This window comes from Nitrospira sp. BLG_1 (assembly GCF_047338595.1).
Lineage (GTDB): Bacteria > Nitrospirota > Nitrospiria > Nitrospirales > Nitrospiraceae > Nitrospira_D.
The window spans coordinates 161,869-175,541 of the sequence record NZ_JBLFBO010000004.1 but is presented as its reverse complement, the minus strand read 5'-3'; the positions used below and the strand labels follow the sequence as shown (position 1 = coordinate 175,541).

The 13,673-nt window shown below is 55.6% G+C and carries 10 protein-coding genes; 5 read left to right on the top strand and 5 right to left on the bottom strand.

Annotated features, from left to right (window positions below; all coding sequences use genetic code 11):
- Positions 1-26: 26 nt before the first annotated feature.
- From ACMTNU_RS06215 to ACMTNU_RS06200, 4 genes are all read right to left on the bottom strand, one after another.
- The gene (locus ACMTNU_RS06215) at positions 27-2,201 is read right to left on the bottom strand and encodes a RelA/SpoT family protein (RefSeq protein WP_413934361.1); all 2,175 of its coding nucleotides are present in this window, start codon (positions 2,199-2,201) and stop codon (positions 27-29) included.
- Between the two features lie 3 nt (positions 2,202-2,204).
- Positions 2,205-3,902 (bottom strand): single-stranded-DNA-specific exonuclease RecJ, encoded by a 1,698-nt coding sequence (gene recJ, locus ACMTNU_RS06210; protein ID WP_413934360.1) that lies wholly within the window; start codon positions 3,900-3,902, stop codon positions 2,205-2,207.
- Between the two features lie 168 nt (positions 3,903-4,070).
- Positions 4,071-4,268, bottom strand: a complete 198-nt coding sequence (locus ACMTNU_RS06205; RefSeq protein ID WP_086426610.1) for a ubiquitin-like protein Pup — start codon at positions 4,266-4,268, stop codon at positions 4,071-4,073.
- A gap of 178 nt (positions 4,269-4,446) precedes the next feature.
- Positions 4,447-6,504, bottom strand: coding sequence for a sodium-translocating pyrophosphatase (locus ACMTNU_RS06200; protein ID WP_413934359.1), 2,058 nt, complete (start codon positions 6,502-6,504; stop codon positions 4,447-4,449).
- Positions 6,505-6,858: 354 nt separating this feature from the next.
- Here ACMTNU_RS06200 and ACMTNU_RS06195 point away from each other — a divergent pair, with 354 nt between their 5' ends.
- The 5 genes from ACMTNU_RS06195 to ACMTNU_RS06175 all read left to right on the top strand — a co-directional run bounded on the left by ACMTNU_RS06195 (position 6,859) and on the right by ACMTNU_RS06175 (position 10,961).
- Entirely contained in the window at positions 6,859-8,022 is a 1,164-nt protein-coding gene (locus ACMTNU_RS06195) for a PQQ-dependent sugar dehydrogenase (RefSeq protein ID WP_413934358.1), read from the top strand.
- A gap of 88 nt (positions 8,023-8,110) precedes the next feature.
- Positions 8,111-8,365 (top strand): hypothetical protein, encoded by a 255-nt coding sequence (locus ACMTNU_RS06190; RefSeq protein WP_413934357.1) that lies wholly within the window; start codon positions 8,111-8,113, stop codon positions 8,363-8,365.
- Between the two features lie 432 nt (positions 8,366-8,797).
- A complete protein-coding gene (locus ACMTNU_RS06185) occupies positions 8,798-9,133 on the top strand; it encodes a hypothetical protein (RefSeq protein ID WP_413934356.1) in 336 nt (111 codons plus the stop codon).
- Positions 9,130-9,969, top strand: a complete 840-nt coding sequence (locus ACMTNU_RS06180; protein WP_413934355.1) for an HDOD domain-containing protein — start codon at positions 9,130-9,132, stop codon at positions 9,967-9,969. The genes ACMTNU_RS06185 and ACMTNU_RS06180 overlap by 4 nt, the downstream gene beginning before the upstream one ends.
- Complete coding sequence (locus tag ACMTNU_RS06175; protein ID WP_413934354.1) at positions 9,966-10,961, top strand: diguanylate cyclase domain-containing protein; 996 nt, start codon at positions 9,966-9,968, stop codon at positions 10,959-10,961. Before ACMTNU_RS06180 ends, ACMTNU_RS06175 begins: the two co-directional genes overlap by 4 nt.
- Before the next feature lie 354 nt (positions 10,962-11,315).
- On the opposite strand, the gene ACMTNU_RS06170 is transcribed toward ACMTNU_RS06175, so the two are convergent.
- Positions 11,316-12,968, bottom strand: a complete 1,653-nt coding sequence (locus ACMTNU_RS06170; RefSeq protein WP_413934353.1) for a di-heme-cytochrome C peroxidase — start codon at positions 12,966-12,968, stop codon at positions 11,316-11,318.
- Positions 12,969-13,673: the final 705 nt, after the last annotated feature.

The window sequence follows — 13,673 nt, the reverse complement described above, 5'->3', positions numbered from 1 at the left end:
AGCCCGACCCTCAACCCTCATCTTGATCAATGCTGCCACGACCGAATTCGCCGTGAGGTAATCACACCATCGATCCGTTCAATGGTTTTCAGGACTCGATTCAAATGAGCCGTGTCGGCAACCTCTACAATAAAATCCAACTCGGCCTTGCGGTCTTCCCGCGTAATGATCTCAGCGCGGCTGATATTTGCTTTGCATTCAGCGATCGCCGAGGAGACATTCGCCAACACACCGGTTCTATCTTCGGCAATGACGGCGATCTTGACCGCATGGAGGCTGGGAGCAGCGGTATCCCATTCCACCTCCACCAACCGAGCCCGGTCATAGTCCAATGCCTCCAGATTCGGACAATCCACGGAGTGGATCGTGAGTCCTCTTCCTCGAGTGATATAACCTAAGATTCGATCGCCGGGGACCGGATTACAGCAGCGGGACAACTGCATCAGCAAATCACGCCCACCCTTGACCTGAACACTCTGTTCTCCGCCTCGGCCGCTCAAGACCTTCTGGGATGTTGAGGGTTCAGGGACAACCGGTGTGGTCCCGGATGCCGGTGTAACCAGCCGATTGACAATCTGGGCCGTCGCAATATGCCCAAACCCAATGGCAATCGTCAGTTCATCGGTCGTTTCGTATCCTTCTTGCTTGGCAACCTCAACCAATTCGCTCGACTTCAATACTTGAGCAGGGGCCAATCCATGCCGACGGAATTCCGTCTCCAGTAATCGCCGACCGATCTCTAAGCTTCGCTTCTGCTCTTCGGCTTTGATCCAGTGTTTGATTTTTGTCTTCGCCCGTGAGGTACGGACAAACTTCAGCCAATCTTTGTGCGGCGTCTGATTCGGCGAGGTCAGAATTTCAATCGTGTCGCCGCTCTCCAGCTCGTATTTGAGCGGCACAATCTTGCCGTTCACCTTTGCTCCCACACAATGGTCGCCGACCTCGGTATGGATCGCATAGGCAAAATCAACCGGGGTCGAATCTTTCGGCAGCTCTTTGACCGTTCCTTTGGGCGTGAAGACATAGACGACATCGTGGAACAATTCGAGTTTGACGGAATCCATGAACTGACGATTGTCCGGCAAATCGCTTTGCCATTCGATGAACTGCCTCAGCCACCCAAAGGCTTTGCTGTCCTTATCCTGGACACGCCCCTGCTCCTTATATTTCCAATGCGCCGCAATCCCGTATTCGGCCACGCGATGCATTTCTTCCGTTCTGATCTGGAATTCAACATGTTCGCCCTTGGGTCCGACCACGGTGGTGTGGAGCGATTGATACAGATTGGATTTTGGAATGGCGATGTAGTCCTTGAAACGGCCGGGAAGCGGGCGCCACAGCGAGTGAATCACACCCAGCAGCGCATAACAGTTCATCTTCGTATCGGTAATGATCCGCAAGGCGGTGAGATCGTAGACCTCTTCGAAGGAGATCGCCTGTTTCTTCATTTTTTGATAGACGCCATAGAGATGCTTGGGTCGGCCATAGACGGCTCCGGACAAACCATGTTCTCCCAAAGCTTTCTTGACCAGTTCCCGCACCTCTTGAATGTACTGCTGACGATCTTCATCACGCTTCGCCACACGCACCCGTAACATCTCGTACACATCCGGCTTCAGGTGTTTGAGGCAGAGGTCTTCCAGTTCATTCTTCACCCACCCGACCCCGATCCGATTGGCCAATGGCGCATAGATCTCCAGGGTCTCCTGCGCAATCTCAAGACGCTTTCCCTCGCTGAGATGCTCAAGCGTTCGCATATTATGAAGTCGATCGGCGAGCTTAATGATCACGACGCGAATATCATCCGCCATCGACAAAACCATTTTGCGGAAATTCTCGGCTTGTTTCTCCTCGGAACTCTTAAACGTGATCTTCCCGATTTTCGTCACTCCATCGACGAGATGCACCACATCCTTGCCGAACTCCCGTTCCAACTCGCCGGCCGTCGCCACCGTATCTTCCAACGTATCATGCAGCAGCCCGGCGACGATCGCCGTCACATCGGTTTTCAATGAGGTCAGCACGCCCGCCACGGCGACGGGATGTTTGACATAGGGCTCCCCGGAACGGCGTGTTTGACCTTCATGCGCCTTCGCAGAAAATTCATAGGCCTTTCGCACCATCCCAAGATCGGCATCGGGCTGATACGATTGCACCCGATCCAGCAACTGATCGATGCTCGTGACCGTTTCGTACTTCATCGGTTACTCGATTCCCGCCGCCCGTATGTCTCGAATACGCAATTGGATTCGGTCATGCCCGTTCCAGTGATTGAGCTCTGGCGTAAATGCGACATCGATCGGCGTCTTGAGCGACAATCCCTGTTCTTCGAGGGACTTCATTCCGAATCCGATACTGTCAAACGGTACCGACCCGCCCTGCCGAACCGTCATCTTCAAATGCTTCTCCCCCACGACGCGGGCCTGCAGGACGTTCAATCCCCTCACGGCAAAGGTCGGCTCTGGATTGCCCGCGCCGAATGGATGCAGCGTCCCGATTTCTCGGATCAGCTGTAACGTGACCTCGTCCAGCCGCAGTTCGGAATCCAGGTGCAACATCGGAACGGTTTGTGTCCCGCGCATCCAGGCCTCGGCCGTGGCAGCAAACCGTTCGGCGAACTCCGGTAATCGCTCTTCCTTGATCGTTACTCCCGCGGCACTGGGATGGCCTCCAAACGCGATCAGCAGATCTCGGCATCCGGCCAATGCCTGATAGAGATCAAACCCCGGCACAGTCCTCGCTGAACCTTTACCGATCCCGTCTTCATTAATTGCAATGATGATCGTCGGACGATGAAAGCGTTCCATGATACGGGCCGCCACAATACCAACGACCCCAAGATGCCACCCTCGTGCATATAATACGATGCCTCCGGGCAACTCCTGCGACTCGACCTGCGTCAATGCCTCATCAAGGATGGTCGCTTCGAGTTCCCGTCGCCTGTGATTCAGCTGATCCAGCTCCTCGGCCAACGCGTGAGCTTCCCCTTCCGACTCTGTCGTCAACAGCCGGACTCCTTTGAGCGCCTCATCCAACCGCCCTGCGGCGTTCAACCGAGGCGCGAGTTTAAACGCGATCGTATCCGCCGCGCAGTCACGGGTCACACCGGCGACCTGCTTCAAGGCCCGGAGGCCACAACGGGATCCACGCGAAATCTGAGCCAGGCCCTCGCGAACAAACAGTCGATTTTCGTCTTGGAGCGGAACCACATCGGCGATGGTCGCCAGCGCCACCAGGTCCAACAAGGACTCGAGGGGTACGGAACCAGAGCCATACGTTTGCTCATACGCCTGCACAACTTTGTACGCGAGACCACCTGAACAGAGTCCATGAAACGGATACTGCGCATCCGGCCGATGAGGGTTCATCACGGCTAACGCCGGCACCATCTCCATGTCGCTCTGATGGTGATCCGTCACGATCACATCGATCCCCAGTTGACTCGCGAGGGCAATCTCACGATGTGACGTCGTCCCACAATCGGACGTCACCAATAACGTGATGCCGTCCTGCGCCAGGGCTCGAATCGCATGTTCATTGAGTCCATACCCTTCACGCAGGCGATGCGGTACGTAGGCTCGGACATACGCTCCGAGATCGCGAAAAAATGACACGTACACACTGGTTGCCGACATACCGTCCACATCATAGTCGCCATAAAAGCAGACCCGCTCCCGCCGTTGCATCGCCTGATGCAAGCGGTCGACGGCCCGCTCGATGTCGGGAATCAAGAAGGGATCATGTGCTTGGAGCGGGGACATCCAGGCCAAGGCCTGGTCCACATTCGTCACACCTCGGTTGAGCAACAACGAGGCGGTTGCGGAAGAAATGGAGAGGGCCTGCGAGAGACGGCCGCGTTGGATCGGATCAACTTGCCGAAAGACCCAGAGCTTAGACTTCACCGCTGCCTCCTTCATACACCTGGGCCATGAGACGATTCAGGATAGGACACTCAGGGAAACGAGCCAGACTCTAATAAGTCGCTGCTTCTTTGTCAAACAACGCAGAGAGGAAACACCAACGGGGTACCGGCAAGAGGGAATGAAAGAGATTCGAAGGGGATCACCAGACTATTCACCGCCTTTTTGCACATAGTTCTTTACAAATTCCTCCGCATTCTTCTCGAGAACGTCGTCAATTTCATCAACCAGCTTGTCGATATCTTCCTTCAGCTTCTTCCCGGTCTCCACGACTTTCGGGTTGGCCTTGACCTCTTCCTTGCCTTGTGGTTCTCGTCGCGGCTCTTGCTTTCGTTCCTGCTTTTCCATTCGAGCACCTCCTGTCACCCAGGGAAATCCTCGCGGTCAGCTCGCAACCACCGACCATACATGCACATTACTCTAGGGAACAGAAACCCGTCAAGGCAAGGGCGGAAACGACAAGCGCCGTGTCCTGGTCGGACACGGCGCTTCATCGTCGAAATCAGCTTATAAAGTCGTAATGAACCTAGCCTGCAATCAACGACACGATGAGCAGGGCGACGATATTGATGACCTTGATCATCGGATTGACAGCCGGTCCCGCCGTATCCTTATACGGATCACCGACCGTGTCACCGGTCACCGCCGCCTTATGGGTGTCGGTACCCTTCAACCCTTGTTCTTCGATAAATTTCTTCGCATTGTCCCAAGCACCGCCTCCACTCGTCATCGAAATCGCGACAAAGAGCCCGGTGACGATACTGCCGACTAACACCCCGCCGAGCGCTTGCGGGCCCAGCACCAAACCGATCACCACCGGCGACACCACCGGGATCAACCCGGGGATCATCATCTTTTGGATCGCGGCCTGAGTCACGATGTCGACACAAGTGCCGTACTCCGGCTTGCCCGTGCCTTCCATAATTCCCTTGATCGTCCGGAACTGACGGCGCACTTCTTCCACAATCAACCCACCTGCTTCACCGACGGCCCTCATACACATGGAGCCGAAGATAAACGGCAACATCCCGCCCAGAAAGAGACCGACCAAGACTTTCGGATTTGAAAGATCGAAGGCCGCCAGCGCCGGATTATGTGCTGCGACTTCCCGCGAGTATTCGGCAAAGAGCACCACGGCCGCCAACCCGGCAGACCCGATGGCATAACCCTTGGTGACGGCCTTCGTCGTATTGCCCACGGCATCCAATGGATCAGTGATGTCCCGAACTTCTTTACCCAGATGCGACATTTCGGCGATACCGCCGGCATTGTCCGTAATCGGGCCAAACGCATCGATCGCGACCACAATCCCGGCCATCGAAAGCATGGCCACGGCCGCAACCGCCACACCGTACAGCCCACCGGACTCAGCACCGCCACAGACCCAGTAGCTACCGAGGATCGCCATGGAAATCACCACGACAGGAGCCGCTGTCGACTGCATCCCCACCGCCAGACCGGCGATGATGTTGGTCGCATGACCGGTTTCACTGGCTTTCGAAATATACTTCACCGGCTCATACTCCTTTGAGGTGTAGTAGTCGGTGATGAAGACAAGCGCCAAGGTGACCGCTAAGCCGAGCAGGGCGGCGATGTAGTAGCTGAATCCACCGACGCCGCCAACTCCGCCCATGATCATAAAGGTCACGGGCAGGAAAGCCAGTGCGGCAATCCCTCCGGCCACAAACAACCCCTTATACAGGGCGGGCATGATATCGCCACCCGGAACAACCTTGACAAAAAGAATGCCGACGATCGTCGCAAAGATCGTGATACCACCCAACATCAGTGGATACAGAATCGGAGCCGTCGCTCCCTTGAACATGGTAAAGGCCAGCACCATCGCCGCGACCGTCGTGACGGCGTAGGTTTCAAACAGGTCCGCCGCCATGCCTGCGCAATCGCCGACGTTGTCACCCACGTTATCCGCGATGACCGCAGGGTTCCGTGGATCGTCTTCCGGAATCCCTGCCTCCACTTTGCCGACCAAGTCTGCTCCGACGTCTGCAGCCTTGGTATAAATCCCGCCACCGACCCGTGCGAACACGGAGATCAAGCTGCCTCCGAATCCAAGACTCAGCAACGCATGAATGGCCTTTTCCTGACCGGCCATCGATTCGGCGATCGTGTAGAACCCTGTAATGGCCAGCAGCCCGAGGCCGATCAGCAAGAGGCCCGTCACTGCGCCACCACGAAACGCCACAACCAGGGCTGCATTCAGCCCGTTGTGCGCGGCCTGGGCCGTCCGCACATTGGCTCGAACGGCGATGATCATGCCCACATAGCCGGCGAGCGCCGACGCGCTCGCGCCGACCAAGAACCCAACCGCTGTGAGTAGGCCAAACTTATCCGACACGGCTCCGGCGGCTGCGAGAATGACGAACAGACCCGCCGCGACATAGCCGACGGTTTTGTATTGTCGGTTCATGTAGGCGCCGGCGCCTTCCTGAATGGCTTTTGCAATTTCCTGCATCTTTGCATTACCGGCATCAAGCTTGAACACCCACATCGCCAGGTACAACCCATAGCCAATGCCCGCCACGGCCGCGATGAGGGCAAATGTGATAATCGCTGAGTCACTCACGGGAGATCCTCCTACTGGTTAAACGGATTCCTGATGTCGCACGGCTCTCCGTGGCTTCAACCCATCCAAAGTACATGCGCGAGTGGGTAAATCCTAAGGTGGGCAGAGTCGATTTCGAAGCGAGCCACCCGAAAAGCTGGGCTATTCTAATGGAGTCCCACGGAAGGGATCAAGACCAAATACGGTCACCTTGCAAACACCTCCCCAATCTGATCCATACTGGCAGCCGCTGCTCGAATATGCCCTGGGAGACCGATACATGAGATCTCTCACATCTATTTAGGGGCGATAGAGATGCTGCCGGATCGAGAGGGAGAGAGACCGTTCATCTCCATATAGAACAAGAGGTTACGCATGAAACTATCCAGCTTGATAATTCAGTGCTTGTCCCTGGCCAGCTTACTCGCTGCCTGCGGCAGCGAAAACCCGACCAGGAACTCGGCCTCAGCTCTGACTGGCCTCAAACTTCAAACGGTTACGAAGAATCTGAGCGCCCCGATACTCCTGACTGCGCCTCCCGGGGATGCCGATCGCCTGTTTGTGGTGGAACAAGGAGGGACGATCAAGATTCTCGAGAGGACGAGCGGAACCGAGCTGGGAACGTTTCTGGCCATAACCGGTATCACCAGCGGAGGGGAACGAGGACTCCTGGGGCTGGCCTTTGACCCACAGTACGACTCCAACGGCCGGTTCTACGTCCACTATACAGATACCACCGGCACGATCATTATTGCCCGCTTTCTAGCCTCGGCAACGAATCCGAACGTTGCTGATCCGGCTTCACAGGCAATCCTGGTCTCCATTCCCCATCCGACCTTCGCCAACCACAACGGGGGTATGGTGGCATTCGGACCGGATGGGTGTCTGTATGCAGGAATCGGCGATGGGGGTAGTGCAGGGGATCCGAGCAACAATGCGCAGCACCTCACAAACCGATTAGGGAAACTCCTCCGGATCGATCCCTCGACCGGAACAGCCTGCACCAATGGAACGCTCAACCCATTCGTCTTGGGCAGCGGCCATCCGCTCGTCTGGGGTTATGGACTACGCAATCCCTGGCGATTTTCGTTTGACGGCGATGATCTCTACATCGGCGATGTCGGCCAAGGTGCGCGAGAAGAGATCAATGTGTCGACGGGTCCTCATGCGGGCCGCGGGCTGAACTACGGCTGGCGGCTCATGGAAGGATCAGCCTGTTTCAATCCAACATCGAACTGCAATCCTGGAACCCTCACCCTCCCGATCGTAGAATACACACACGACAAGGGAGCCTGCTCCGTCATCGGCGGCTATGTCTACCGAGGACAAGTCATGCCCGCCATCCAAGGAACCTACTTCTACGCCGATTTCTGTGCCGGGTTCGTCCGCAGTTTCCGCTTGAACAACGGCTCGGTCATTGAGAAAGCCGAATGGCCGCTGCTGGCAGCTCCCTCCATCTCAAGTTTCGGCCAAGATGGCCTTGGAGAGCTCTATCTGACCACGCTGAGCGGCACGGTGTTTCGAATCGTCCCGAATTAGAAACCGTTCCCACGATGCGTGACGGTCCACCTATCGCGCCGGTTTACGACTCGCGCTGACTTTGCTATAGTTCGCCAACCTGACGACTATGGGACTTGAGCCAAACTATATCGTTATCGACGGGCAGACCTTCAGCAAGACCAAGTTGGCATTGGACAACCATGTCTATAAGAACTGCCAGATCGACGACTGCGATCTGTACTACAGCGGCGGACAGTATGAACTGCTCGATACCCACATCACCAACTCACGCCTGATTCTGAACCACCCGGCAAAAGGCATCTACAATGCTCTGCAGATCTTCAAGATGAAATCCCCCGGGTCCCGCATCGTCTTCGAGTAATCTCACGGAATGTTGAGAAGGCTTGATACCTTCGTTCTCGCTGCGCATCCGAGCGAGTGAAGTGTTTCCCGCCCTTCGACAACACTCAGAGCCGTGCACATGTCGAACGGCGAAGCGTCGTTCGCTCAGGAGAGACGTGATGCGAACAATAGGCCCCGAGCGCGCGGCCTCGCCGAACGAACAGGTTGAACATCCTGCGTGGCTTTCCTGCGATATCCAACAGCATGTATTGTGTCGTCAGACCCTGATGCCAGCAATAGGCATTCAACAACCTGCTGATCTATTCCTCCCATCGATTCAAGATCGTCTTTAGAACGGGTACGAAGATTCCGATAAGGAGATGACAGCCTGTGAACGCTCCTGCGCCGGACATGCTGCTGAGTCACCTGACGTTCAATGAAATATGACCGAAGTATGAGGAGCTTCAAATAGATGAAACGCGTGGTCGTGTATGAGCTCCTGCCGGATATGGTGCTGGCGAGACCGGTCACCAATGCCAACGGGCTCCCCATTGTCGCAGCCGGGACAGTCTTGAACGCCGCGCTGATCCAACGGCTCCAAGAGCTGGGGTTGCCCTCAGTCTATATTGAGGGCGATGCGCTGGATGCCGGCGGAAAAACTCTGGAAGAGCTGGAAGCCGAACTCGATCACCGGTTTCGACATGTCGCACATGATCCCATTCAGCAGCTGATTCTCGAGACGCTCCGCACGCACTTGCGCGCCACCCATGGCATGGGACCGGACATCGAGAAGCCGGAGGCCGCATGACCCTCTTCAATCCGACAGACCTCCGCAACCGGATCGAGCAGCTGGGGGACCTTCCCACGCTCCCCCATGTCGTCCAACGACTGGCCGCTATGATCAGTCGTCCCACCGTGTCGGCTGAGGAGATCGGCACCATTATTGAGAAGGATCAGGTGCTGGCTGCCAAAGTGCTTCGACTGGCTAACTCCCCTTTTTACGGGTTTCCGTCGAGAATCGGCTCTGTCTCTCACGCCGTGATCGTGCTGGGCTTTAACGTCGTAAAGGGGCTGACGCTCTGCGCCTCGGCGCTGACCATCATGAAAGATGCGGGCATGGACCAGCTGTGGCGCCATTCGCTCGGCGTCGCTATCACCGCCAACCTCCTCGCAACGAGACTCGAGATCAAGAACCCCGAGGAACTGTTCGTTTCCGGCCTCCTCCATGATATTGGCAAGGTTGTGCTCTACGTAAAGTGGCCTGACGTCGGAAACAGTATCAAAGATGCGCTGAAGACTTGCACCGATCGCTCACTCTTCGACGTGGAACAGGAATTGACAGGGCTGTCACACGCGGAGATCGGCGGCTACCTGGCAGGCGCATGGCATTTACCGGTCACGCTCCGCGAACCGATCCTCTATCACCACAACCCAACCCAGGCCAAGGACGCCACGCTGCAAACGGCCATCGTCCATGTGGCTGACATCTTGGTCAAGGGGCTGGCCTGTGGCAATCCCGGCGATGACCTCATTCCACCACTGTCCCGGCCGGCCTGGGACCAGGTCGGATTGGATAAGCAGAGTCTGGCGGAATGCATCGACAAGGCCTCACAAGAGTTTGTGACCATTGACGACTACCTATGAACCACTCCAGTGCCGGACGAAGAATTCTGCTGCTGCACAATGAGCTGACCTCAACCCCGACTCTGACCTCGGCCCTGGAGAAAGCCGGGTTCCACGTGATGGAAGGCCATCTACCCGAGCTCGCGCTCCATGAACTTGTCCATGATCCTCCCTGTCTTGTGCTGGCTGCGGAAGGAACCAACGGGCACTCTGTGGAAACGCTCACGCGCAACCTCAAACTCGATGCCTTCCTCGGGCGTCTGCCGCTCATCGTCTTCGTCCGGGACAGTCGGCTCAACGATATCGACTGGGGTTCGTTAGGGGTAGACGACTTCATCACCGTTCCCTATCGCACCGAAGATGTCGTGCATCGCATCAGGCTCTGTCTCAGCCGACTCACTCGTTCACTCGACGCGAATCCTCTCACTCGCCTGCCGGGTAACACCACCATCCTCTGTGAAACTACCGCTCGGATCCACAGCCAGCAGCCCTTCGCACTCGCGTATCTTGATATCGACAATTTCAAGTCATTCAACGATCGCTACGGCTATGGACGTGGAGACGAAGTGCTGATAGTAGCCTGCCGCATCCTCACCACAGTCGTCGGCGAGTTGGCAGGCTCGGAGGGATTTGTCGGCCATGTCGGGGGCGACGACTTTGTCTTCATGAGCCGACCGGATACCATCGACGCAATTTGCGAGACCATCATCAAGCGATTTGATCTGGTGATTCCAGACTTCTACGATCGAGAGGATCGCCTCAAGGGCTACATTGACTCCGTGGACCGTCGGGGTAATAAAGAACAATTTCCGATCATGAGCCTGTCGATCGCCGTCGTCACCAACGAGCGAAATCCCATTGCCCACCCCGGCGATGTGAGTAAGATTGCGTCAGAGCTCAAGAAGCGAGCGAAGGCCATGAAAGGCAGCGTCTATGTGAAAGACCAACGAGGCCAGACTGTCGAAACGCCTTCCGAAACACCAAATCCTACCAAGATTTCTACCGCTCGCTGAACCGAAGCTCTTCGAACTCCTGTCCGATGAGGAGGCTCTGCCGTCGCAGGACACATCAGCCCCTCTTCATGTCCAAGTATTGGCGTCCAACAAGGCTGGCAGCGTTGTATTGCAATCGAGCATTCACAATACGCTGTTACTGCTGTTGTTTATTATCCAGAGGGTTATGTCATTCCAATTGCGAAAATCGCAGCAAAACCTCCATCAGTAGTTTGGAGCGTCAGTCCATGCTCAATGGCAAGAGCGGCAAGATGGGCATCAGGGTCAAGATTCGCTACTGCCTCAGCATATTAGAGTTTGAATTCAAGCTCTAAGGACATACACAGCACGATCACTACGCAACGCAGACTTTGATCACAGCGTCTTCATATATTCAATCAATGGCCAGACCTCTTGCTCCAGATCAAGCTCACCGCCATAGGTGAACGCATCATGTCCCGTATTCAAGTTGCCTGATGTGCCGGTGTCCAGCCAAGTGCCGCTCTTGTCAGCCGTCTCGAAGCCGACATGTTTCGGGTCGAACTGTCTCGTGCCGACGTAAAACGGCCTTCGCTCTTCTGAAACCAGGAGCTGATAGAGATTGGGAACGGAACCGTTATGTAGGTAGGGGGCTGTCGCCCAAATGCCGTCGAGCGGACGGGCTTTATAGCGATCCAGTTGCGTCTCGTCCCTCCCAAAATCGAATCCCCACCGCCAAACGGCGGCAAGCGTTTCTCCCACAAACGGAAAAATTTCTCCGACATGACTCCAACTGAACACAATATCCTTGACCGTGGGACCAGCGGCTACGGCAACTTTTTCTTGTCTGCCATCTGGACCCCGCAATTCTCGGTGATCGGCATTAGCTACCATGTTGCGGTCTGTTTTCAGGTCTTTGACCGGAGTCATGGTGACCCGAAGGTATTTGAGTGGCTCTTCTCGCTTTTGATCGGCATGACAACTCGCGCATTTCTTCTCAAAGACGACCCGCCCACGTTCTGCCTTCTCGCGATCGATGGCCCCAAGGATATCCTCCGGCCATGTGGGAGATCGAAGCTTATGCACCAGGTTTTGTAACGTTCGCTGATTGCTGAGCGGAATCGTGCTCGGCTCTTGGAACGCGCCGGCATGCGGATCATATTTGGCAAATGCACCAATACCCTGAGTGATATTGCGCACCATGGGAATGTCCGGAGCCACTCCGTTCCACTGAGTTTGATTATGGTGGGACGTGTCCCAAATAAACGGGAAACTCACAGGAGCGTCATTTTTGACAGGTCCGACTGGCTCACTGCCCGACATGAAGATAAGTTGATTGAAAATCAGCCCCACGGCATCAAACCTTGCAAAGCCAGGAGACGTCGGGGGGTCGTTCCGGTGATGCCACATCTCCCCTTCAGTCACGACGCGACCCAACCGTTCGAGCAGCGCCTTGTCCCATTCTCCGGAAAAGTTCTTGGCGTACCGCTTGAACTTGTCCCCATTCTGCAGCCCGTCTTCATAGGTGGCCTTGAGCGCGGCTTGTAAGTCCCACAGAAATTGGTTGAGATCGGCCATAGTGGGCGCGCCATCGATGCGGAGCTTTTTCGCCTGATACTCAACTTGGCCGGTATGGCACCCCGCACAGGTCAGGCCCAGCCAGTTCCCCTCCCAGGCTTCCTTCCCCGAGGAGGTGTGCGTGAGGACCAAGCCGAGCGGCCAGTCGTGCACTTCCTGGTCCACATCAGAACGATGATCCCGATCCGTCTTTTCTAAGGACAAGAATCGCCATCGCTCAAAATTAGTGCGGGCAAAGAACTTGTCGGTCGAGAGAGGCATTTCAAGATGCTTGATCAGCTCATAGGGAGCAATCTGTCCCCCTTGATTGGTGGTATAGAACCGGATTTGATCGGACTTCTCCCAACATTGCTGAAGATTGGTGTGCCTTCCACTTGGATCCGGCCAAGGTTGGAGATTCGTCAGGCAGGAAGACGTCGCGCACCCGGTCAGAATGAGGCATAGACCCAATATGATCCCGAACTGCTTCATACTTCTCTCCTTCGCCCAGACAATGAGGAATTGCAACATGAGACGGCCTATAGCCCGAGCGACTCCTTCATCCACAGCCTATCTGATGATAAGGAACAGTAACTGTTGACTTGTGCCACAATCTCACTGAATTGTCCACCCATGAGCATCCGTCAGGATCGTACTCGTACGTACATGCCACGCTCAAGGATCCAGAACCTTCGCGTCCAGGATCAAGAGCTTCTCACGGCACGCCTTCGCCATAAGCAACTCGATACTCTGTGGTCTCTAGCAAGGAGCAGGCCGAACATGCTGTTCGGCAACCAGTCAAATTCTGAGGGACTCTACAGTTGCCTCTCTGACCACATTCCTCAGCGGTGAATCCCTTTTGATTCGGTGAATCGAAAAGGATTCAGGGCGGCTATGCGGTTGGTAGTTGGGGTGGTGATCGGAGAGACTGTGCTGGATTTAACCGGATGCGGAAAACCCTCCGTGGATCCGGTTGGATGAACTCACAGCAGACTTCCTGAGCTTCAAGCCGAACAGCATTGCTATTGAAGGGACCGATGTAGCCCGTTCGTGCTGACCCCTTCGAGCAACTCAGAACAAGCCTGTTGAAATACATCAATCGATATTTTTCCAAAACCTGTTAGCGCGGGGCTGCAATGGAAGGTTTAACCGGCAGCAGTGGATGATGTTGCACTATGGAACTAAGATCGAGCCGCA